Source organism: Sphingobacteriales bacterium (assembly GCA_016706405.1).
Classification (GTDB): domain Bacteria; phylum Bacteroidota; class Bacteroidia; order Chitinophagales; family UBA2359; genus BJ6.
In genome coordinates this window covers 292,330-315,335 of sequence record JADJJT010000001.1, presented here as the reverse complement: position 1 = coordinate 315,335, position 23,006 = coordinate 292,330, and the positions used below count along the sequence as shown (strand labels likewise).

General features: G+C 40.9%; 17 protein-coding genes and 1 pseudogene. 8 read left to right on the top strand and 10 right to left on the bottom strand.

The window, feature by feature from the left end:
* Positions 1-406 precede the first annotated feature (406 nt).
* From IPI59_01350 to IPI59_01330, 5 genes are all read right to left on the bottom strand, one after another.
* Entirely contained in the window at positions 407-2,194 is a 1,788-nt protein-coding gene (locus tag IPI59_01350) for a hypothetical protein (protein ID MBK7526215.1), read from the bottom strand.
* 106 nt (positions 2,195-2,300) lie between these two features.
* Positions 2,301-3,080 (bottom strand): protein phosphatase 2C domain-containing protein, encoded by a 780-nt coding sequence (locus IPI59_01345; GenBank protein ID MBK7526214.1) that lies wholly within the window; start codon positions 3,078-3,080, stop codon positions 2,301-2,303.
* 133 nt (positions 3,081-3,213) lie between these two features.
* Entirely contained in the window at positions 3,214-3,891 is a 678-nt protein-coding gene (locus IPI59_01340; protein ID MBK7526213.1) for a VWA domain-containing protein, read from the bottom strand.
* 200 nt (positions 3,892-4,091) lie between these two features.
* Complete coding sequence (locus tag IPI59_01335; GenBank protein ID MBK7526212.1) at positions 4,092-4,880, bottom strand: nicotinamidase; 789 nt, start codon at positions 4,878-4,880, stop codon at positions 4,092-4,094.
* Positions 4,881-5,153: 273 nt separating this feature from the next.
* Positions 5,154-6,278: an alanine racemase gene (locus IPI59_01330; protein MBK7526211.1), complete on the bottom strand. Its 1,125-nt coding sequence runs from the start codon at positions 6,276-6,278 to the stop codon at positions 5,154-5,156.
* A gap of 174 nt (positions 6,279-6,452) precedes the next feature.
* Here IPI59_01330 and IPI59_01325 point away from each other — a divergent pair, with 174 nt between their 5' ends.
* Positions 6,453-7,904 carry a 4Fe-4S binding protein gene (locus IPI59_01325; protein ID MBK7526210.1) on the top strand — a complete coding sequence of 484 codons (1,452 nt, stop codon included), beginning with the start codon at positions 6,453-6,455 and terminating at the stop codon, positions 7,902-7,904.
* Positions 7,905-7,984: 80 nt separating this feature from the next.
* On the opposite strand, the gene IPI59_01320 is transcribed toward IPI59_01325, so the two are convergent.
* From IPI59_01320 to IPI59_01310, 3 genes are all read right to left on the bottom strand, one after another.
* Positions 7,985-9,379, bottom strand: a complete 1,395-nt coding sequence (locus IPI59_01320; GenBank protein ID MBK7526209.1) for a bifunctional UDP-3-O-[3-hydroxymyristoyl] N-acetylglucosamine deacetylase/3-hydroxyacyl-ACP dehydratase — start codon at positions 9,377-9,379, stop codon at positions 7,985-7,987.
* A gap of 90 nt (positions 9,380-9,469) precedes the next feature.
* Positions 9,470-10,096: a hypothetical protein gene (locus IPI59_01315; GenBank protein ID MBK7526208.1), complete on the bottom strand. Its 627-nt coding sequence runs from the start codon at positions 10,094-10,096 to the stop codon at positions 9,470-9,472.
* A 194-nt stretch (positions 10,097-10,290) separates the two neighbouring features.
* Positions 10,291-10,776 (bottom strand): hypothetical protein, encoded by a 486-nt coding sequence (locus tag IPI59_01310; protein MBK7526207.1) that lies wholly within the window; start codon positions 10,774-10,776, stop codon positions 10,291-10,293.
* A 779-nt stretch (positions 10,777-11,555) separates the two neighbouring features.
* Here IPI59_01310 and IPI59_01305 point away from each other — a divergent pair.
* The 4 genes from IPI59_01305 (at position 11,556) to rny (ending at position 16,610) form a co-directional block, all read left to right on the top strand.
* Positions 11,556-14,033 (top strand): phenylalanine--tRNA ligase subunit beta, encoded by a 2,478-nt coding sequence (locus IPI59_01305; protein MBK7526206.1) that lies wholly within the window; start codon positions 11,556-11,558, stop codon positions 14,031-14,033.
* Positions 14,034-14,063: 30 nt separating this feature from the next.
* On the top strand, positions 14,064-14,405 hold the full coding sequence (locus IPI59_01300; protein ID MBK7526205.1) for a hypothetical protein: 342 nt from the start codon (positions 14,064-14,066) through the stop codon (positions 14,403-14,405).
* Between the two features lie 34 nt (positions 14,406-14,439).
* Positions 14,440-14,748 (top strand): cell division protein ZapA, encoded by a 309-nt coding sequence (locus tag IPI59_01295; protein ID MBK7526204.1) that lies wholly within the window; start codon positions 14,440-14,442, stop codon positions 14,746-14,748.
* 161 nt (positions 14,749-14,909) lie between these two features.
* Complete coding sequence (gene rny, locus IPI59_01290; GenBank protein ID MBK7526203.1) at positions 14,910-16,610, top strand: ribonuclease Y; 1,701 nt, start codon at positions 14,910-14,912, stop codon at positions 16,608-16,610.
* Positions 16,611-16,655: 45 nt separating this feature from the next.
* Here the strand turns inward: rny and IPI59_01285 are convergent.
* Positions 16,656-17,187: pseudogene (locus IPI59_01285) on the bottom strand (IS1 family transposase).
* Between the two features lie 34 nt (positions 17,188-17,221).
* Between IPI59_01285 and IPI59_01280 the strand changes: the two are divergent.
* From IPI59_01280 to IPI59_01270, 3 genes are all read left to right on the top strand, one after another.
* Positions 17,222-18,460 carry a U32 family peptidase gene (locus IPI59_01280; GenBank protein MBK7526202.1) on the top strand — a complete coding sequence of 413 codons (1,239 nt, stop codon included), beginning with the start codon at positions 17,222-17,224 and terminating at the stop codon, positions 18,458-18,460.
* Positions 18,460-18,687: a ferredoxin gene (locus IPI59_01275; protein MBK7526201.1), complete on the top strand. Its 228-nt coding sequence runs from the start codon at positions 18,460-18,462 to the stop codon at positions 18,685-18,687. The genes IPI59_01280 and IPI59_01275 overlap by 1 nt, the downstream gene beginning before the upstream one ends.
* Positions 18,688-19,224: 537 nt before the next feature.
* Positions 19,225-20,868, top strand: a complete 1,644-nt coding sequence (locus tag IPI59_01270; protein MBK7526200.1) for a tail fiber domain-containing protein — start codon at positions 19,225-19,227, stop codon at positions 20,866-20,868.
* A gap of 340 nt (positions 20,869-21,208) precedes the next feature.
* Here IPI59_01270 and IPI59_01265 read toward each other — a convergent pair whose 3' ends face one another.
* Entirely contained in the window at positions 21,209-22,882 is a 1,674-nt protein-coding gene (locus IPI59_01265) for a hypothetical protein (GenBank protein ID MBK7526199.1), read from the bottom strand.
* Positions 22,883-23,006: the final 124 nt, after the last annotated feature.

The window sequence follows — 23,006 nt, the reverse complement described above, 5'->3', positions numbered from 1 at the left end:
GCAAACAAGTTTGTTTGTTGTATAAAATTTTAAATAACAAAACATAAATGGGGTAGGTGCTTGCAGGAAAATAGTCAAACTTGATGCCAAAATTTAAAAACCAAGGAGTTTGAGGAAAAAACCAATTTCGCAACTTATAATATTTGAGACCTAAATGTTTTGTCGAAACCCTTGCACAATAAGCTTTTCCGGATAAAGCAAGCAAAACTAATCGCACCCTCAAATGACAAAATAATGACAAATTAATTTTTAAAATCACCAAACCTTTTCCGGATAATAGCCAAAAAAAATAAAATGCTTGACTATATTATTATTGTAAACCAGCATGTTTAAGGCTTTTTTAACGCCAAAAATGGCAATGTTTTAAGCCAAAACAAGGAGTAATTCGCTGCTTGTTTTGTGTTGTTTAGGTTGTATTTGTGTTTAGCAAATAACAGCAATTTTCTTCTAAAGCAACTATGCCAGCTGAAGTATAAAATAAACAGGTGTCGTTGCTAATGAGGGGGCAATTTAGCTGCTGCACAAGAGCAAAATCGTCGGTACGGCGTATTAAAAGGGCATTGTCGGCGGGCTCAAGCAGTAAGCGGGCATGTGGCAGGTGTGTTATATGTTTAAGTTGTTGAGGGGTGTTGGTTTGGTTAGTATCAAGCCTTAGCTGCAAACCGTTAGCTTTAAAAAATACATAACGCATACTAGTAGCGGCCATAATGTTTTGAGGTGTGTTTGCAGCGTTTGTTGTTGTAACCAAATCGCGCAAGGCCAATATGCCCACATCGCCACAAACAAAGGCATTTTGGCAGGGCAAACCATTTAGAGGCAAAGTGGCTAATTTTTGCCCTAATTGATACCACAAATAAGATTGCCCCCCTGCTAACTGCAACCATCCGGCACCAGATGATGCGGCAGCTTTAAATCCGGCACCAAAAACAGGTGTAACCTCAGTGCGAACAAACCCGCCCACACATTCATCAATATAAATTTGTTTAAAAACATCATCATCAACAACGGTTAATAAATTGTTGCAACATATTGCCCTGCTCCGAGCTGTAATTTGCCCATTTTTTAAAGCTTTAAATAGCTCGTTTTCTTTATGCAAGTGCAGTAAATTATTGCGCAACAACAAAATATTATTTTCCCCAATAAAAAGGTCGTCGCCCAAACTTCGCTCAAACTGGTGCAACAAGCGGGCATAACCTTGCGCGCTTACATTGTACACCAACCAGGCTAAATTAGTGCTTATTAATAACTGATTTTGATTAGCGGTAATCTTTTGGATGACCTCGTTTTTTTGTGGCTGATAAATGGTTTTTGCCAATAAATTTCCGGAAGTAATGAGGGTGGGTATTGCCGGAGTTTGATTTGTAATTGCACTAAAGGTTTTATTTATATTATCCGGATGAGTAAACTGTAGCGGTGCCCGGTGTCCTTGTAAAAACAAGTCATCAAACTGTTGTTGTAAAAACTGAAAACTAATCGGCACATAACATTTGGGAGCAGTAATTTTAATATTGGAGGCAAAAATTGGCAATTTTTGAATCATTCGCTCGCGCAAGGCGGGGTATTGGGCGCACTGCCCTTTAAACGGGTGTACATTTGTTAACAACTGAAAAATCAGTACGGCAAGGGCAAAATAGTCGCTTTCTTTGTTTACCACCCCGTTGTATAAATAATCGCGTATTTCGTCGTAAAGAATACCTGTGTGCTTGTGCGCTGCGCTTTGGTACGAGTCGGTATCTACTAATTTTAACTCGTTTTTAGGGCTTACCAATATATTGTATGGGCTTAAATCGCCAATTATTATGCCTTGTGTGTGGGCATGTGCTACAATTTGGGTTAGTTGTTCGGCTAATTGCCAAACCTGCGGCAAACCCAGACCCTGCCGTTGCCGCCACGCCGCACTAAACCACGCTGCCAAAGGCTGCATTTGATTACCTAAATAGGGCATAGTGTATCCGGCTATTTGTGTTAAATGTTTGTCGGCATAAAGCAAGTCATTAGGTGTTGCAAACCACGCTGAATTTAGGTTTTGCAAAGCCTTAAAATGCCCTAGCTGTAAGGTTTGCACTCCTGTAAAATACAATTTAGCAACCATATTGCTGTTAGGCAACAACATTATGCGCCCCTCGCCTCCCCGATGTATTTCGTTGTGGTCGTCAATGGTATAATTTTGACCGTTTTGGGCGTAGTACTTCATGGTGGTTAATTAGTTTAGTTTGGTTTTGGACTTTTGATGGGTGCTACTGTATTTATTTTATTTTTTTTGCCTTTTTTGCTTCTTCGTTCTTTTGTTTACTTCTAAATTAGTTATCCAAATCTACGCGCAGGATGGCCAAGTCGTCTAAGGGTACAAGGGCAAACTGGGTTTCTAAACGCAACAGTTTGCGTTTTAACATGCCTTGGTGAATGGCCATGGTTTTATCGAATAATAAATATGGAGGGGCATCATTTGATAAAATTTTAGGTTGCTTGTCTTCTATTATGGTGGTATCAAAAATTGTTTTGTTGGTATTTGTGGGTAAAACATTAAAAGTAGTAAGCCCATCGGTGGCAATGCTTAGGGTATTTACCGCATCAAATTGGTAAACTTGTTTGGCAAGGTAATTTTGTAGTTTATTTTGTGGGCTTTGCTTAGCTTGTGTTAAGTGGTAGGCTAAATAGTCGGGCTCATTATTATGGTCAATAGTGTAAATTTGGTCATTACAAGCAAGTACGCCATCGCCCAACACATTTACCCAAGCTTGTTTTTGCAAAGGGCAAACAACCATTAACAGCAAGGTAGCTAATTGTTGGTGGGTTGTAAGTTGTAATTGTTGTGCCTGTTGCCGGCAAATAGATACAAATGCGTTTAGTAACCAATCGCCAGCCTCGTTAGGGTGGTGTAAATGGGCAGGCAATTTTGCCGCCAGCATACTAATTATTTTTCCATACAAAGCCGATACAAAAAAAGAGTCCTCGCCACTTGAGCAGCCATCGGCAACCATGCCAACTACTAAGCCATTGGCAGTTGTATAATGGCAAGCATAGTCATCGCAGGTTTGGGCGTGTAAGTAACCGCGTTTTATGGCGCTATATATTTTCATTTTTAAACATTATAGGTGTAGTTTGGTATAAAATAACAGGGGCATTTTGCCTTTACAAGTCGTGGTAATAATAAATGCCCCTGTTTTAAATTATTGGTTTAGTAGTGTTGTGGTATCACTTAAGGTTTGCACACTAAAACACTAAGGCTTGGTTGCCGGCAGTACTTGATATAGAGCGACTAATAAAACCTATCATCTTTTTTATATCAGCGCCCGATGTGCCAACTGTTGCCAAATGGTTAATGCCCATCTCTTGCTGTGCCCTTCGAAAATTAGCCGCCGAGCCTACCCCAAATAATACCGTCGAAACCGAATAGGCATTTTGCTCGTTAGCCATAACGGCATCCAACTGTTTTTTTACCTCGGCAGCAGTACAGCTCGAACTGTTGTCTTCGCCGTCTGTAATAATAAAAATCAAAGTTTTGGTTTGTACGCCCGATGTTAGCAAGGTGTTGCGGTAGCTAAGGGCATTTTTAAGTCCGGCCAAACTGGCATCGTATAGGGCGGTGCCCCCGCCAGATGGGGTAAATTGCATGTTTTTTATGTGCTGTATGGGTTGAAATCCGGTGCGGGGCTTTACATTTTCGTTAAATTCAAGCACCGAAACCAATAACGAGTGTGCTAAATGTGAATTTTGCAGACTGGCAATAAAATCGGCAAAAGCCAAATTAAGATCTTTAATATAAGAACTTACCGAAGGGGAAACGTCAACAATAAAAACACAATTTATAGTTTCGTCGGTTTGTATTTCATCCGGATTAAAATTATGGAACGACATATTAAAGTCAATGTCTGAAAAAGGATTATTCATGATGATATTTTTATGTTTTTTAAAATAAATAAGAATTTTGTTTAAATAGAAATTAATAGTAGCAGATAAAATGTTTTAAAGGCTTAAAAAGCAAGAGGCAGCTTTGCCGTAACAAATTAAAAATCCGGAAAATTTTTACTTGGTTTTAGCTTTCAACGGCGGTTATTAACAGGCTAATAAAGCTGCCCCTTTTGTACAGTTTACAAAACCACATCGGTACTTTTGGCAAAACGTATATTGCGGCTTTGTGCTTGGGCGTAAATAGGCTGCCCAAGGTGCCCCAAACCCGGAACATCGCTCATAATATCTTCTAAAATAACCAATTTATTGGCTAATTGTGGTGCATATTGCATCGCTTGCTTTAAACTTGTGGCAACGCAATGCGATTTAGCCTCGCCAGCCAAATAAACGGTTTGGTAGGTTTCTAAAGTTTTAATCAGGGCTTGGTTTAATTGGGTTTCGGGGCGGTCGGCAACGGGTACTTGAGCCATAAAAATACCAAAATGTTCGGTTAACGGGTAGGTGCCTTTGGTTACAGCTTGATACCATTTGCCGGGCCGGGTCCAAACTTTTAAAGCTTCCATTAACTGGTCATCTAACGATGCTCCTTTCGAGCCAATCAAACAATGCTCTGGCCAAATAAAATGCGGAAACTCGCCTTGGGCTTCCAAATCGGCCACGTATTTAGTGGCTTCAATCGGCGAAAATCGCGGCGCCCAAATTCCAGCTTCAATGTCAGATAAGGTAATTTGGGTAAACGGAGCAGGGAATTGCCCGTTTTTATCCATCCAAAACGAAGGGTGCGAAATATCGTTTACCGGATGCGAGTCTAAGGTAACGCATATATGGTCTAAGTTTTGGTGGTTGTTTAAAATAAACTGTTGAAGGCGCACCATGTCTTTGTCGGCACCGGGCACATATAAAGTGCCGTTGGGGTGGCAAAAATCGTACTGGGCATCAATAATTAAAAGGGCATTTTGTTTGCGCATGGTAAATTATCTTTGTTTAAGATGGTGAAAATTAGTTTTTGTGTATTAATTACACTAAGTAAACGCAAAGATAGCAACAAAAGTTCACGTAATAATTACACTAAGTAAATTTTTTATTTTAACATACTTTTTTTATTAACAGCCAAACTTGTTCAAACGCAAAAATTGAACATGCCCAATCAATCCTGAAGGGATTTCATGTTGACAGAAAAAACCAATTAACAAGCAATTCGAACCCAACGGGGTTGCACACAACCCTCCTTCGCCTTATTATTACCGCATCATTGCGAGGGTTTCAAAGCTTTGGGTTAAAATGTATTGCCCCATTGCTTGTGCCGTTAAGCAGGCGTGCGCGGGTAAAATACCGATTAATTGCCCAGCTTGTAACGATTTAATGAACTGGCTGCTACCCACTAAAACTGCGTGCTCCTGACTAAGGGCGCGTATATAGTTAGCCTCCGGATTTACTTCATCCGGAAAAAACCAGGTGCCGTCATCATTCAAAGCTACAGCCAACCCATAACTCAACTGTTGTGTTTGGGGCAAAACGGCAGCATCTTTCGATAAATGAACAGCGCCAGCATATAAAACAGCCTCGTTGCGGTGCGCATGAACGGCCACTACCGGGCAGGCTAAACATAGGGCTATTTGTGATAGGTTGCACGCACTTAGCCGGTACTGCTGAAGGTCGTAAAATACAAAATTGCCGGGACGCCATTGATCAATGCCGTTATGTTGTAAACTATCCAACAAACTGCACGTGGGGGTATCGCCTGCCGATAGCAGCGCATTAGGGTAGTTTTTTTTAAGGGCTAATAATTTTTGAAGGCTTTGCTGCGCAAGTGTAGTAGCATGTTGGGCGTTTTGAGCGGTGTAAGTATGGCCGGCATGGGTTAAAAATCCGGAAAAATTCAGGTTTTTACACGCCGAGATTATATTTAGCAACTGCGCCAGCTCCTCCGGAGATTTATCGGCTTCAATTCCTGTTCGGTGGTAGCCAGTGTCAATTTTTATCCAAACCGTAATTGGGTGTTGTAGCGCTTGGTTAAGCTGCAAGGCGGTTTTTGGCGACTCGACTAATACTTGCAACTGCACTTTTTGAGCTAATAAGGAGTTTATGACGTTTATTTGCCTCAAATTTACCGGAAAGGCTACCAAAATATCTTTCCATCCGGATTGGGCAAAATAGCTGGCCATCTCTAAACTCGATACGGTAATGGCCTTTACCCCAATTTCGTTGGCTTTAAACCACTGCCCTACCGCCGCCGATTGGTGGGTTTTAAAATGAGGCCGAAAAACTGCCCCGGCTGCTTGTATTTTTTTTGCCATAGCAGCAATATTTGCTTGGGCAATAGCAGGATTTAACAATAAAGTTGGCTTTTCAATGAGTGATAACAAGGTAAATTTTATTAAGTGCCTTTTGAATTGAAGGAACAAAAATAAGCTATATACAGCGAATAATTTTGTACCAAATAAAACCTATGTTACTGTTTGAATAAATTAATACTATTTTTGCCCTTAAACCCGCACAGGCATACGTATAAAAACTATTATTAATTTCTTTACTTTGTAATGCCGTCCACATCTAATAAACCTGCATTTGACCAACAAAACAAAGCGTGGCTAAACATAGGCATGGCATTAACTACCGATGCAAGCACCCAACCACTAACCCTACCCGAAAAACTTTGTTTGGCGCTTACCGCAATTGGCTTGCTGATATTGGGTTTTGCTGGGTTTGGCCTCGTTACAGGCATTTCAAACTTGATATTTGCATTAGGTAGCTTAATGATAGGTGGTATAGGTTTTGCCTTTTTTTACTATAAACAGCGCAATCTTAGCGGTAAGCACCCCCACAATGGACTTATATTTGCTTCGTTAACGGCGCGTGGGGCAGCAGCATGGATAACGGCAGTTTTGCTTACGTTTTTTTATGTTTTGTTGTATTGGTATCCGCAGTATTTAGGGCTGGCAGCTAATAAACAACTACCCAACACAGGCTTAATTGGCTTTTTTGACCCCTTAAGTTTGACCTTAAAAAAACAGCCTGCCAGCCAATGGTTTGTTTACGGAACCTTATACACGTTGGCTATTTTTATAATGGGTGTAAAATTTATTCTAAAATACCAACATAACCGCTACCAAATAATCCGGACAATTTCGGTGATGTTTTTTCAAACAGGTTTTGCCTTTTTGTTGCCCGAGGTATTGCAACGCCTTCAACAACCCTATTTCGACTTTAAAAATATATGGCCGCTTAACTACTACTTTTTTTTCGATTGGCATATAGACCAACTTATAAGCAGCGGGAAATTAGGTGTGTTTATGCTGGGTTGGGGTGTTTTTAGTATTATCGTTTTAACCCCTGTTTTAACGTATTTTTTTGGCAAAAGGTGGTACTGCTCTTGGGTATGTGGCTGCGGGGGGCTTGCCGAAACTGCCGGCGACCCATTCAGGCATTTAAGCAACAAAAAATTAAACGCATGGCGACTTGAGCGCTGGCTAATTCATGGCGTATTGATATTTGTTTTTATAATGACCGCAATGGTGCTATATACACGTTTTACCGGACAAGCAACGCTTTGGTTTTTAAACTCGCACAAACTGAGCAGTTGGTACGGATTTTTTATCGGAGCAGCTTTTTCGGGGGTAATTGGCGTGGGTTTTTACCCTTTGCTTGGCAGTAGAGTTTGGTGCAGGTTTGGTTGCCCCATGGCGGCTATTTTGGGTATTTTACAAAAATACTTTTCGCGTTTTCGTATTACCACCAATGGCGGGCAGTGCATCAGTTGTGGCAACTGTAGCACCTATTGCGAAATGGGTATTGATGTGCGCGCTTATGCGCAGCGCGGCCAAGATGTAGTGAGGGCGGCATGTGTAGGGTGCGGTATTTGTGCAGCAGTTTGCCCGCGCGGTGTTCTTAAACTAGAGAACGGCAAAAAAATTACTAATAACAAGGCCATTATTCATGTGCGCCGCGATGAGGTAGATATTTTATTTCCGGAGAAGGAGGATAGAAAATAGCATTTTTGCTCCGACCTGGTACAAATTTTTATATCATCCGGATGCTGAAGGCAAGTTAAATTCTCAACAAATTAGAAAGCTCAGATTGTTCGGCGTTGCAGTTGGGCGGTTAAAATACCCTCGGCTACTAAGTTTTTGCCCACAAATGCCTCGCCCTTCATTTGGCAAATACCGCGCCTAATGGGGCCTAATAGCACTAATTTAAAAATTAAAGTATCGCCGGGCACAACGGGTTTGCGAAATTTAACCTCGTCTAATTTTAAAAAAAAGGTAACATAATTTTGAGGGTCGGGCACGGTGTTAAGCAACAACATGCCGCCTGCCTGCGCCAGTGCCTCTATAATTAGCACGCCGGGCATAACGGGTTGTCCGGGAAAATGCCCCTGAAAAAACGGCTCGTTAAAGGTTACATTTTTTATAGCGATAACGTGGTTGTCGGTTTGCTCCATTATTTTATCAATCAACAAAAAAGGAGCGCGGTGGGGTAGTGTATTTTGAATATCTATGATATTGTAATGTGGAGTAGCGTTTGGGTCGTATGCCGGTGGTTGTTGTGCGGGTGGGGTAGCCGCTTTTTTCCGGATATTTTTTAAGTGCTTTGCAAGGGCTACATTGCTGGCATGTCCGGGTTTATTGGCAATAATATGTGCATTTAACGCACATCCTACCAAGGTCAAATCGCCTACTAAATCAAGCAGTTTATGCCTCGAAGGCTCGTTGATGTAGCGCAACTCGGTATTATTTAAATAGCCCGCCGATGTTACTTTTAACTGGGGCAAATTAAATGCTGTTGCCAGCGGCGCCAAAGCCGTATCGTCAACGGGGTTTTCGACAACTACAATGGCATTATTTAACGTGCCGCCTTTTAGTAGGTTTGCCTGCAACATTGCCTGTAACTCGTGTAAAAAGCAAAAGGTACGGGCTTGGGCAATTTGCGCGTTAAATTGTTCAAGCCCATCCATTTGGGCATACTGCATACCTAATATTTTCGACTGGTAGTTGACCATGGTAGTAATATGCAGGTTGTTGGCCGGCAAAATGGTGTATTGTGCGCCTTTGGCTTCGTCTTGAAAATAAATAGGCTCGGTTGGACTAAAAACAACACGGGCGGTATTTTGGGTTTTTACACCTACGGCATTTATTTTTTGTATAAATGGTTGTGCGCTGCCGTCCATTATGGGCATTTCGGCGCTATTTGTGTTAATAAGCACATTATCAATGCCCGACCCAGTAAGGGCTGCCAATAAATGCTCGATGGTGCTTACTTTGGCTTCGTTTTTTTGAAGTGTGGTGCTGCGGGTGGTATCGGCAACCAAATCGGCATCGGCTGGAATTAAGGGTTGGTTAGGCAAGTCGGTACGGCAAAACACAATGCCATGATTTTCGGGGGCGGGCTGCAGGGTTATGGCAACAGATTTTCCGGTGTGTATGCCTACGCCTTCGAATTGGATGGGCGCGGCTAATGTTTGTTGCATTGCTGTAGGCATAAATAAATAAGTATATGGGTTTGAAGGTTAGGTAAGGAAGAGGCAAAATTACAGCTTGCCTGCCAATAAAAAAAAAGGTTATTTTTTTTTCATTTCGGGCACTTCATTCGGCTTATTTGAACTTGTTAGGGTAAACGTTTCCGGAATTTTTGTTATATCGGCTAAAAAATCTTCTCGGTTTTTGTCTAAAGTCCAAATAATAATGGCGTATTGTTGTGTGGGTGTATTTATAAAGGTTAGTTGGTAAAAAATACGCTCTTCAATGCCGTCTTCGCCGCCAACAGTGCCCGTTACTTGTATTTTGGTGGCGGGGTAGCCCGCTATTGTTTGCTGTACGCTGTCTATTTGTTGTGGTTTAATAAGTTTGCCCACTAATTGGTTGTATTGATTGGTTTGCCAATTTTCATTCCTTAAATTAGGTTTGTTTGTAGTGGCTACCGTGTCGAGTACCAAGCCATAAAAACTGCGGAAATAATTTAAAAACTGCAGTTGGGCAGTTGGATGTAAGGTTTTTTTTGCCGATACATTTGATAAATAAGCGGGCAAACTTATTTGAAAGTTATTATCAGCCGAAGTGGTTGTTTGCCATTCGGTGCTATAACTGCATCCGGATAATAAAAGCCATGTCGTTAAAAGGCATCCAAGTAAAGAGCAATACAAGTTGGCTAATGATTTTTTGTCCACCGATATTTTTTTTAGGTCCAATTATTCTGTTGGGTTTAGTAAAACAGCCTACAAAATTAGTGTATAAACCTAAAAAACTAATAAATTTTGTTGAGTTGGCAAAACAAAAAAGCCAAAAGGCTTAACTGTTTTAGCAGCAAGCCCTTTGGCGGTATATGAAGAATTTGTAAAATTATGCCTTACAAAATGCAGGTCGAACCTAATTAATTAACTGATTAGTTGCGCATGGCGCGTAGTTCTTTAATCATTTGGTCGTATTTTTTAATTTGCTCTTTATTTAAAATGGCCTTAATGGCATTTTCACGAGCATCTAACGCAGCACGCGAAGATTTGCTAAACTCTTTTTGGGTGCTTTTAGCGGTAATTACATTAGCTTTTGCATTGTCAAGTTTGTTTTCGCAATCAATGTTAATACTTTGTATTTGCTGCACCTGGTCGGGGGTTAAACCAATTTTTTGGTTTAAGTAGTTAGCGTAGTCTTGAGCGCGCTCTTCAACGGTCATGGCTTGGGTGCCTTCAACGCTTTTAACTTTACCTTTTCTGATAACTTTTTCTTCGGTATTTTTTTTGTCGTTTTTATCGGAGTTTTTTCTTTCCTCCTTTTTGGGCGTGTCGCGGGTCATGGAATTTTGGGCAAAAGTATTTTGTGATACTGAAATACCAAGAAGCGCAATTACTAATAGGGCGATAAGTTTTTTCATTGTAATTTTATTAAAATTTGTTTTGCTTTTATTTGTTTTTTAAATTTGGATTGTAGTTATATGCAATAAACTGTTATTTGCGGGCTACAGTGTTTTTGATACAAAACGGTTTAGTTAGTTTAAAACAGTATTTAAGTTTTTTATTTTGGCTTGGTTTGGGTTCATTTAGATAGAACAACGAAATTGTTTAAAATTAGTTTATTGAACCAGTTTTGAACCATATACTATTGAAGTAATTGCGAAACTAAATCGTAAATAAATCTGTTTTACATGCTTGTAGCCTGTTTTTACCTCAATAGTTTCTTAGTATCAAGTGTTTAAAACTGCCACATCTCATTATTAATGCTTAAACAATTTCTATGTGTCTATGTGGTTAATTATATGGTTTAATTCTTAAACATAAACAGCTTTAACAAAATGCCTGCCATTGATAAGACGAAGTTTCGTTTTTTCGCCACATGCTGCCGATGCACCTGAAGCTGATATTTTTTGAAATTAATACAAACTACAACAAACACCAAATTAGACTAATTTGTTGCATATAAGAGTTAATTATGGAAACGTGTACTTCAAAAAATATTATCCGGATGTGTTAATAAAAAAACTACATTAAATCGGCACAACGAATTAACACCATCAAACAATAACAAAAATTATTCTTATTATTTATAATTTGTTGCCTTTTTACCCATTAAGACATAGTGGGATTAAAATTTTCATTACCTTTGCTCTTTAACATTGAACTTAAATTAAGTTTTTTATTTTTTTCGTAAAATCGCATGAAAATATCCTATAACTGGCTTCAAAATTACTTTACTCAACCCCTGCCAAACCCTAATGAAGTTGCCGATTTGCTAACCTCAACCGGATTAGAAGTAGAAGGTGTTGAAACCATACATGCCGTTAAAGGAGGTTTAGAAGGCGTAATTACCGGGCAAGTTGTACAAGTAGAAAAACACCCAAACGCCGATGCCCTAAGGCTTACCAAAGTAAATATTGGCCAAGCCGAACTTTTGAATATTGTTTGTGGCGCACCCAACGTTGCCGTAGGGCAAAAAATTGTGGTGGCTTTAGTAGGTGCCACTCTTTACCCCATTAATGCCGACCCAATTACCCTAAAAAAAGCTAAAATTCGCGGCGAACAATCAGAAGGAATGATTTGTGCCGAAGATGAGCTTGGAATTGGCCAAAGCCACAACGGCATTTTAGTATTACCCGACCATACCCCAATTGGCCTGCCCGCCGCGCAAGTCCTTGGCTTACCCAACGATTATATATTTGAAATTGGTTTAACTCCCAACCGCAGCGATGCCTACTCGCATATAGGCGTAGCCCGCGACTTGGCAGCAGCCATCGCTATCCGCAACAACCAACCCGTACCATTAAATATACCTTCGGTAGCCTCGTTTGCCGCCCCAGCTAACGCGCCGGCCTACCCCGTACAAGTATTAAACGCCAATGCTTGCCCCCGCTATTCGGGCATACTTTTAGAGGAGGTAAAAATTGCCGAGTCGCCCAAATGGTTACAACAAAACCTACAAGCCATAGGTGTGCGCCCCATTAATAATGTTGTTGATATTACCAATTTTATATTGCACGAATTAGGCCAGCCCCTCCACGCCTTCGATGCCGATAAAATTGCCGGAAACGCCATTGTGGTAAACACCCTTGCCCCCGATACCCCATTTGTTACCCTCGATGGCAAAGAGCGCAAACTACATGCAGACGACTTAATGATATGCAATGCCCAGCAACAAGCTATGTGTATTGCAGGCGTGTTTGGCGGCTTAAACTCGGGTGTAACCGAACAAACTACCCGTATTTTTTTAGAAAGTGCTTTTTTTGATGCCAAATACATCCGGAAAACATCGTTTAGACATTTATTGCGCACCGATGCCGCCCAGCGCTTCGAAAAAACAACCGATATTAATTTAACTTTGTACGCACTGCAAAGGGCAAGTCTTTTATTGCAATCGTTAGCTGGGGCTAAAATAGCCTCGGCAGTTACCGATATTTACCCAAACCCCAAAGCACGTACACGTATTAATTTGTCGCTGGCAAAACTGCACAAATTAACCGGTGTAACCATTGAACCGCAAGACATCCGCCTGATTTTGCAACAGCTTGATATACAAATTGAAAACGAACTGCCCGATGTGTTGATTTTATTAGTTGGCACTAACCGTCCGGATGTAATGCGCGATGTGGATGTAATTGAAGAAATTATCCGGATTTATGGCCTCGACCGGATTCCACTGCCTAAAGGCCAGCAAGTAGCGTTTACCTCAACACCTGTACCCGATAAAGTGGCGCTACAAAAACAAGCCGCTATACTGCTATCGGCAATGGGTTTTAACGAAGTGTTATGCAGTGCTATCACAAACGCCAATTATTACCCTCAAAACGACCCCGAATTAGTGCTTTTGCTAAATAGTTTGAATGCCAACATGGATGCCATGCGCAAAAGTATGCTGCCGGGCAACCTTGAAATTGTACTACACAACCAAAATCATAAAAATACCGACCTAAAACTGTTTGAATTTGGCCAAACTTACCAACAAACACAAGCCACAGGAAACAAAAGCGTTAAAAACTACCCACATACCCCTCATTTAACCCTTTTACTTTGCGGCAAACTATCAGCCGAAAGCTGGCAGGGCAAAACCCTTCCAACTAATTTTTACGACTTAAAAGAAGTTGTTCTGCGATTGTTAAAAGCAATGGGGGTGCACAACTTGAAAACAAATACCGACCTAACAAATTGCCCTCTGCCCGATGCAAAGCATTTGGCTTATGGCCTTAGCGTTGAAGTTAAAGGCGGCAAAACACTAGCTGTTTTGGGCTTGGTAAATCCTACATTGTTAAAACAATTTGGTATAAAAACAAACGAAGTTTGGTATGCCGATATTCAATGGGACGTAGTACTTCAATTAGTTACAAACCATAAACCCAGGTTCAGCGAGGTGCCCCGTTTTCCGGGTATGCGCCGCGACCTTGCAGTAATTATTAACGAAAATATTGACTATGTACAATTAGAAAATATTGCTATCAAAATAGGCAAACAATTACTAAAACAAGTTAATTTATTTGATATTTTTGTAGATGCCCAAAAATTAGGTGAAGGCAAAAAATCCTATGCTATTAGCTTGTTTTTTCAAGACGCCAACCGCACCCTTACCGACAAAGATGTAGAAACTGTTGTCAATCAAATTATTCACCAATTTAAAAACCAGTTAAATGCCGAAATCAGGGCTTAAATGGCGTTTAATTAAACTAATCTACTAACAATGTCATTACCCGGCCAATTACCTTTATTCGATTTAGATGCTTATACAACTACTGGTTCGGCATCGCGCAAAATGGATGGCGTTATAGCCAAAATAACCGCCATTTTAGACGACTATATTCAGCTTGAAAAAGAGTATATTGAACTTGCCGAGGCACATAATGCGTTAATACAGCAAACCGCCCAGCAAAAACAACAAATTGATTACTTAGAAGAAAAAATAAAACTGTTAGCCCTGACCCGGCAAATTGATATGAGTCCTGACGAAAAAAACAATATGCGGCAACTGCTCGATGATTTGTTGATAGAAATTGAGCAGTGTATAACCCAGCTAAAAGCCTGATATTTTAATTAAAAATTTACCTTAATACTATTAAATGCCATCTACACCAAATTCCGATACCATTAACGTTCGCGTAAATATTTCTGACCGCAACTACCGGCTTCAAGTGCAGCCCGATGATGAAATTCGAGTGCGGAAAGCTGCCAATATGGTGCGCGAAAAATTAACTGAACTGCAAGGAATTTACGAAGCAAAAGACAAACAAGACTACTTAGCCATGTGTGCGCTATTGACTACCATTGAACTACTTGAAAAAGAAGAAATTGCCTCGGTTGCCGATACCGGACTACTACATAAAATAGACCATTTAGACCAAATTTTAGCAGATTTTTTAAAATCCTGAACCTAAGTAAATCCGGATGAAACCCATCTTTTTCCGGATATTTTAATAAACCTAATCTAAAAAAACTTAAATTGTAATCTTCAACCCTCATCTTTTCACTTTCATAACTATTACAAAAATATTACATCTATATATTAAAATGAATTTCATTAAACAACGTCATGAACATAACAATAATTATTATACTATCCATTGTGGGGTTAGCAGCCGGGGGTGCCCTTGGTTTTTTTATTGCTAAAAGTGCTGCTGCTGCTAAAACCACCCAACAGGTAGCCGATGCACAAATACAGGCTCAAAAAATACTTGTCTCTGCCAACGAACAAGCCGAGAGCATAAAACAGCAGGCCGCCCGCGAAGCAGAAGAAAAAAATTCGAAGCGAAAAACTGAAACCGACCAGTATGTTAACAACAGCCGCCGAAAAATTGAAGATGCCCAGCAAAAATTACAACAACGAGAGTCAGCCATACAACAGCGCGATGCCACACTAAACCAACGCAATGCAACCATTTCGGAGCGCGAAAACGAAATAAAACGCAGCAAAGAAGAACTTGAACGCCGCCGCAGCGAAGTAGATAAAACAGTTGCTACCGCCGCCGCCGAAACTGCCCAACTCGATAAACGCCGCACTGCTTTAGACACCCGACAACAAGAAATAGAACAAATGCTGGCCGATGCAAATGCACTTAAAAATAAAATTGAAAGTGAATTGCAAGCAAAACTTGAAAAAGTGGCCGGACTTACCGCCGCCGAAGCCAAAAAGCAGTTAATTGACAGCTTAATTCAAAAAGCCGAAACCGAAGCAATGGCCTATGTGCGCGATATTATGGCCGAAGCACAAAACAAAGCCGCCAAAGAAGCGCAAAAAATTGTCATTCAGGCCATACAACGCACCGCTGCCGAACATACCATTGAAAATACTGTTTCGGTCTTTGCCCTCGAAAGCGACGATATTAAAGGGCAAATTATTGGCCGCGAAGGCAGAAATATTCGAACGCTTGAAGCCTTAACCGGTGTAGAACTAATAGTGGACGACACCCCCGAAACCATTGTAATATCCGGATTTGACCCGGTGCGCCGCGAAATTGCCCGCCTTTCGTTACAACGCTTAGTAGCCGATGGTCGTATCCATCCGGCGCGTATCGAAGAGGTCGTTGCCAAAATAACCAAACAAATTAATCAACAAATTGTAGAAACCGGCGAGCGCACAGTAATAGACCTGAACATACATGGCCTTAACCCCGAGCTTATCCGGATGGTAGGTCGCATGAGATACCGCTCGTCTTATGGGCAAAATTTGCTCCAACACTCTATTGAAACCGCCAAACTCTGCGCTATTATGGCTAGTGAATTAGGCTTAAAGCCCAACCTTGTTAAATTAGCTAAACGCGCCGGACTGTTGCACGATATTGGCAAAGTGCCCCAAGAGGAAACCGAGCTATCGCACGCTTTGCTGGGCATGAAATTAGCCGAAAAATATGAAGAACACCCCGGCGTAATAAATGCTATTGGCGCTCACCACGACGAAATTGAAATGACCCACCTCATTTCGCCTATTATACAAGCCTGCGATGCCATATCGGGGGCACGCCCCGGCGCACGCCGCGAAATGTTAGAGTCGTACCTGCGCCGTATTAACGAACTCGAAACCCTTGCCCAAAGCTACGAAGGCGTTGAAAAAGCTTTTGCTATACAAGCAGGCCGCGAACTGCGCGTAATTGTACGCAGCACCGACGTAACCGACGAACGTGCAGACGACTTAGCCCTGCTTATATCGTCGAAAATACAAAACGAAATGCAATACCCAGGACAAATTAAAGTAACCGTCATCCGCGAAAAACGCGCTATTGGCTTTGCCCGCTAAAAGAAAGTATTGATACCTTTAATAATAACTACTAACCAATTTGAATTAATGGCATTGGTAACTAAGTATAGATAGTTCATTGCTTAATTTTAGGAACAACAATGATAAGTTAGATCTAATCAGGTATATTTTTTTGTAATATTATTTTGTTTTGCTGCGAAATCTTGCCAAATAGTGCCTGATTCTGCTATCATAGCTCCCAATAGTATAGGTTTCTGCTTTTGTTTGTAATAGTTTTTTTGACTCTATATAAGTGCGCCATCTCATCCATTTCCATTATAGATACAGAGGTTTCATTTTTAATACCCTCCAATTGACTACCATACTTCTTAATCCCTTGGATAACGGCTACATGGCTGAACCCAAGCAGTCTTCCAATTGAATGAAATCCTAATAATCCCTCTAAATACATCATCAAGCCAAGTCTTCTTTCTGCTGTTGATTTTTGAGCTACCCTATAATTATTGCCACAGGTTTTGCATTTAAACCGTTGCAACCCTTGCACAATAGCATTCTTTACTTTTAAATTACTCTTGCATTTTGGACAATCCGTATTCTTTTTCGCAAAATACCAAATCTATATTTAATTACCAAATCCATACGGTTAAATAATGAATTTCAAACCAGTTGAGATTTTAGCTCCGGCGGGTTCTTACGAGGCATTAATGGCGGGCTTAAACGCCGGTTGTACTGCTGTTTATTTTGGAATTGAACAACTCAATATGCGCGCCCGCTCGGCTGTCAATTTTACCTTAAACGACTTAAAAGAGATTAGCCGTATTTGCAAAGAGCGGGCAGTAAAAACCTACCTCACCCTTAACACGGTGTTATATGACCACGATATTAGCCTGATGAAAACAATAGTAAATAAGGCTAAAGAAAATGGAATAACTGCCATCATTGCCTCCGACCATGCCGCTATGGCCTATTGCAAATCGGTTTCAATGCCTGTGCATATATCCACGCAAGCCAATATAACCAATTTAGAAACCGTTGCATTTTACGCCCTATTTGCCGATGTCATGGTTTTGTCTCGAGAATTAAGCCTGCGCCAGGTAGCCGAAATATCGAGAGGAATAGAAAAGCAGCAAATTAAAGGGCCATCCGGCGAATTAGTAAAATTAGAAATATTTGCCCACGGAGCGCTCTGCATGGCTGTTTCCGGAAAATGCTACCTAAGTTTACACTCAAATAATGCCTCTGCCAATAGAGGCGCCTGCATACAAAATTGCCGAAAACAATATATTGTAACAGATAAAGAAGACGGTGTTGAATTAGAAATTGACAATGAATACATTATGAGCGCAAAAGATTTATGCACCATTGGATTTTTAGACAAAATTTTGAACTCGGGCGTAAATATTTTAAAAATTGAAGGACGGGGCCGCTCTGCCGATTATGTAGATACGGTTGTGCGCTGTTACAAAGAGGCGGTTACGGCTTTGCACGAAGGCAATTATACACCGGATAAAATTGAAGAGTGGACAAAACGACTGGCAACGGTATATAATCGCGGGTTTTGGGATGGGTATTACTTAGGGCGCAAAATGGGCGAATGGAACGACTCGTATGGCTCGAAGGCAACAGAGAAAAAGATTTTTGTTGCGCGAGGACTTAAATACTACGGAAAAAGCAACGTGGGTGAGTTTAAAATGGAATCTCATACCCTAAAGCGAGGAGATAAAATAATGGTTACCGGACCAGCTACCGGAGTAGTAAAAACCGAAATCCAAGAAATAAGAGTGGATGGCCTTAACGTCGAATCTGTAATAAAAGGCGATATATTTTCGATAAAAATAAATGAAATTGTACGGCCTTCTTCAAAACTATATAAAATTGTAAACGCCTAATGTTTCAAATAATATTTCATCGGCAAAAATGTATTGGTTGCAATGCCTGTGTAGAAGCAGCCCCCGAAAGATGGCGCGTCTCTAAAAAAGATGGCCGGTGTAATCTTATAAACGGAAAAGAAAAAAAAGGAATTTACCGGATTTTGGTTGGCATAGAAGAATACGACCAAAACCTTAGGGCGGCAAATAATTGCCCGGTTGGAATTATTAAGATTGAGCCGATATAAACAAAATAGCCGGCTTACTCAGATCTGTGGCATGCGTTGGCCCCAATCCGGATATTTATTTTTTCCGGAATAAATTTTCGCTGCCTTTGCCTCGCAAAATCCTATTCAAAATCCTATAAGGGGTAGTTAACTCTCTTTTAGTTTTGAGTGAACTCTTTTTGCTGTTACCTTATCTTATGTTTCGCTTCATTTAATTAAAACCCTGTTGTTTTAATTAGAAGATTATTTGCCTTGAATACCCGTTTTTACTTGTACTTACTAGGCAAATTAAAACAAAAAACTAGGTATTATTTTAAAAACAAGGCAACTGTGTTTTTCTTTTAAATATCATAATGTGTTGATTATCAGCTACTTATTTGTTTTTAGAGAAAAAAAATTATGCTTATAATGGTTTAAAAATTGGCTTTGAATGTGGTTTTAGTTGCCCTGCTGGCCATTGTACTTTTGTGTCATCAAGCAATACAAAACAAAATTGCTTTTAATTACAAACAATCAAATCAATTACAATTTTTTTTAACCATTTTTTTATCTTTTACAATGAAAAACTTATTAAACACTTTCGTTCTTGTAGCTCTTATTAGCTCTTTCTTTAACGTTTTTAACGCCAACGCTCAATGGCTTGATTCTGGCACAACTGTTAGACTAGCCACCAATACTGATAATGTAGGCATTGGTACTACTGCACCTATTGCAAAACTACACGTCGATGGCGACCGCTTTTTGCTCAACACCACCAGCACCACTAGTTCATCTTTTATAAATTTGGCAAGCGGCGGCTCGCTTAAAATTCAAAACAACGGCGGGGCGTTTGCCACTTTTGCTGCAGGTGCAACCAACAAATATACCTTAGGCAGTACGGGCGGTTTTGTTTGCGATTTTGAAGTAAACGGTAACAGCGTTTTTAATAAAAACGTGTCTATAAACTCGGCTTTAGGTAGTTTACGTATAGGGCAAACAACAAGTGGCTACAAATTAGGCACACTTAACGCCGGGCAAGACCTTACCTTCATTTCTGATAACAACGGCACTACTGCCAACCGGGTAACTTTTAAACAGAATGGCAACGTGGGTATAGGCACAACTGCACCCAACCGCGAGCTAACTATTGAAAAAGCGGGCGCAGCATTTGCCAACATAAAAGACGGTACCCGCGAAATATTAATTGGTGCAGATGCAACAGGCGGTATCGTTTCGGTAATGACAAACCACGACCTAATTTTACGTGCAGGCTCTAACAGCGAAAAAATGCGCATAAAAGCCAACGGAAACGTAGGTATAGGCACTAACGCGCCTACTCAAACCCTACACGTTGCCGGAAACGCTCTTCTTGTTGGCACTACCACTTTTGACACACCAGGTACGGCAAATAATTTAATCGTAGAAGCAAGTAGCATAGACCCAATGATGCGACCCACTGCTAACAATTTTGGCAAACTTGGCAACGCTACAAACCGCTTTTTCGAAGGACATTTTAACTCTTTATTTGTAGGGGGCATTCAAATAACCTCCGATGCCAAAACTAAAACAAATGTAGTTAAAATTGACAGTGCCAGCGACAAAATAGCAGCTCTACGTGGTGTTAGCTATGACTACATACCCGAAGCCCTGCCCGGATATACCCCCGAAAATGCCGAGCGTATGGCTGCAAACACCCAAAACCACCTTGGTTTTATAGCACAAGAAGTAGAGCGTGTGTTGCCCGAATTAGTAAAACCCTTAGACGGTACCGATATCAAAACCGTAAACTACACCGAAATTATACCCGTACTTGTTGAAGCGTTTAAAGAAGAAAAAGCCAAAAACGAAGCACTTGAAGCCCGCCTTGCCAAATTAGAAGCCTTATTAAACGTTGCCACCCCCGCCGATAATCCTACAAAAGCAGAAAACACCAAAACCACAGTAGCCCCAGTTGCTAAAATTGCCAAAGGTTCGGTAGCCCAAAACCACCCAAACCCTGCCAAAGATGTAACCAGCATTAGTTATGCAATTGACGAAAATGTTGCCAATGCCCAAATAGTAATTACCGATATGGCAGGCCGCACCCTACAACAAGTAAATATTACCGACGGTGCAGGCAGCGTAAACATAAACACCAATAATTTTGCCAACGGCACTTATATTTACAGTTTAGTTATTGACGGCCAAACCGTTGAAAGCAAACAAATGGTAGTAAGCAAATAAACCACCCACAAAACGCAATCAAAACACAAGCTACAAACATTGATTATCGTTTAAATGCAACCTCGCTCTTAATAAGGGCGAGGTTTTTTGTTTCATAAGGGGTGGTCTTTATTTATAATAATGAAACAAGGTAAAAAGCAAAACATCGAACATTTGCAGATATAATACTATAAGCTAATTTTGTTCCTATACTTATTATAAATCATTTTGGTCTTACCTGCGGGTTATTTCCGTTCAAATCTATCGCCCTTATCTCTTTCAGCGAATGAAATTTTGCAGTATTTGGTGAGGATGTTCTTGAAGCCCATTTTATTTTCAGATTTGTTTTTTTATTAGTGTTTTACCATATTATTATTTTGCCCGATGCCCAATACTTGCCTTTACAGGTAACGCTCAACACGTATTTTCCGGATGCTAAATTTTTTGCATCCAACAAAAAATCATGCAGCCCTGCGGGGCGTTCTCCTTGTTTATCAATACGCACTATTTGCCCCAGTTCGTTTTGCCAAACAAAACTAATATAACCAGCCTCGGGCAAATTGGTTTGTACTTTAACTGGCTGCAAACTGCCTTTGGGTAACTGGTTGGGCAGTGCCATCAGCGTCATTACATTGGCGCGGTTTGTTGTAGTAGCCGGTAATGGTTGTACCCCTCCGGTATAGGGCATTTTGTGCATGTAAACCCTGTGTACCTGCGCGCTGGCGGCGGTTTCTTCGGTGGCAAACAGCAAAAACGGATTTCGCTTAGGGCTTGTTATACCGCCTATAATATAGCCTAACAAAACCGTATCGGCGGTAAGTTTATGAATTTGAATTATACCTTGCTGGTCAAGAGCGTTTTCTATATTGGGGGCAGGTATAAACTCGGCGTTGGTACCAAGGAGACCGGGCATGGTTATGGGTAGGTTAAGTTCGGTTAGCTCGCCATTGGCGGCTCGGGTTATTTGGCTTATGGTTTTAACAAACGGCACACTGTCATTTTGCGTTAATTCGTTGTCGGTATTAAATTCAAACTGACTCATGCCGCCAAAAAACAGGGTGTGCATTTGATTTGCTACCGAATCGAAAAGGGCAATTTTTGCACTATGGTACTGACTTAAATACTGGTTAAATCCGGGTTGCGGGGTGTAGGCATTGGCTGTAATATCGACCGGATATAGGTAGGGCATATTAACGTGTTCTTGGTCGCCTATTTTTTGCGGCTGAAAAACCCCCGAAAACAGGGTAAATCCGGAGCTGCCATCCGGAAAAATTTGGGGTACCAAATTAAAATCCCGGCGGTGCAAATGCAACTCATCCGTCCATGGGGTGTCGTAGGTAATAGTTAAATTAATACCGTCGTCATCAATAGTAAAACGCCTTACGGCATTGGTATAAGTTTGAAAAAACACGCTTCCTTGTCCGGCCTTGCTGTGCGTATAGCGTCCGTCGAAGCGGTGCCCGCCTACCAAATAAAATACATTGTTAATAATGCCCATTTGCCCACCGCATACAGCCATCAGTGTGTCGGGTGGTGTTTGCCTGAAAAATGGTGCTAAATTGGCCGTTTGGTCTTTAATTGCCGGTATTATATTTGCCACATCAATGGCGGTTAAGTAGGGGTAGCTAACAAATTTTTCGGCAGATGTGCTATAGCCATACCCCCCAACAAGGTATAAATAGTTGCCGCGCTGCACAAATTGGGCGTTAGTGGACTGCAACTGCTCGGCAATATCGGTGCTAAGGCTGCTAAGGTCACTACTCCAAACTTGCCAGTTTTTAGGGTCAACGACCCATAAATTGGCGTTGGCCTGGTCGGGTTTAAAAGCCGCAAATGGCAATGGATGATGCAAACCATCGGTACGCCCGCTCACTAAAAGCCATAAGCCATTGTGCTGGGCAAGGGCAAACGATTGTAATGCTGCCAAATTAGGAAATGCCGAAACCGTATCGGTAAAAATGGTAAAATTAGCCTGAGCCTGAACAGATAGCGCCCAGATTAAGCCCCAAATTAAACCCAATAAACGCCTAAACATGTGTAATAAATTTGAATAATTAATTGTTTTTTGTGCAAAATTAGTAGTGCTGGGGCAAATTAGTTTATTTTTTTAGGGATAAAATACGTGCAACAGGTTAAAGTACTAATTTAGTTGCTGTTTA

Coding starts and splice junctions, on each gene's coding strand:
- IPI59_01350 (MBK7526215.1), bottom strand. CDS start 2,194: ATGAAGTACTACGCCCAAAACGGTCAAAATTATACCATTGACGACCAC.
- IPI59_01345 (MBK7526214.1), bottom strand. CDS start 3,080: ATGAAAATATATAGCGCCATAAAACGCGGTTACTTACACGCCCAAACC.
- IPI59_01340 (MBK7526213.1), bottom strand. CDS start 3,891: ATGAATAATCCTTTTTCAGACATTGACTTTAATATGTCGTTCCATAAT.
- IPI59_01335 (MBK7526212.1), bottom strand. CDS start 4,880: ATGCGCAAACAAAATGCCCTTTTAATTATTGATGCCCAGTACGATTTT.
- IPI59_01325 (MBK7526210.1), top strand. CDS start 6,453: ATGCCGTCCACATCTAATAAACCTGCATTTGACCAACAAAACAAAGCG.
- IPI59_01320 (MBK7526209.1), bottom strand. CDS start 9,379: ATGCAACAAACATTAGCCGCGCCCATCCAATTCGAAGGCGTAGGCATA.
- IPI59_01310 (MBK7526207.1), bottom strand. CDS start 10,776: ATGAAAAAACTTATCGCCCTATTAGTAATTGCGCTTCTTGGTATTTCA.
- IPI59_01305 (MBK7526206.1), top strand. CDS start 11,556: ATGAAAATATCCTATAACTGGCTTCAAAATTACTTTACTCAACCCCTG.
- IPI59_01300 (MBK7526205.1), top strand. CDS start 14,064: ATGTCATTACCCGGCCAATTACCTTTATTCGATTTAGATGCTTATACA.
- IPI59_01295 (MBK7526204.1), top strand. CDS start 14,440: ATGCCATCTACACCAAATTCCGATACCATTAACGTTCGCGTAAATATT.
- rny (MBK7526203.1), top strand. CDS start 14,910: ATGAACATAACAATAATTATTATACTATCCATTGTGGGGTTAGCAGCC.
- IPI59_01280 (MBK7526202.1), top strand. CDS start 17,222: ATGAATTTCAAACCAGTTGAGATTTTAGCTCCGGCGGGTTCTTACGAG.
- IPI59_01275 (MBK7526201.1), top strand. CDS start 18,460: ATGTTTCAAATAATATTTCATCGGCAAAAATGTATTGGTTGCAATGCC.
- IPI59_01270 (MBK7526200.1), top strand. CDS start 19,225: ATGAAAAACTTATTAAACACTTTCGTTCTTGTAGCTCTTATTAGCTCT.
- IPI59_01265 (MBK7526199.1), bottom strand. CDS start 22,882: ATGTTTAGGCGTTTATTGGGTTTAATTTGGGGCTTAATCTGGGCGCTA.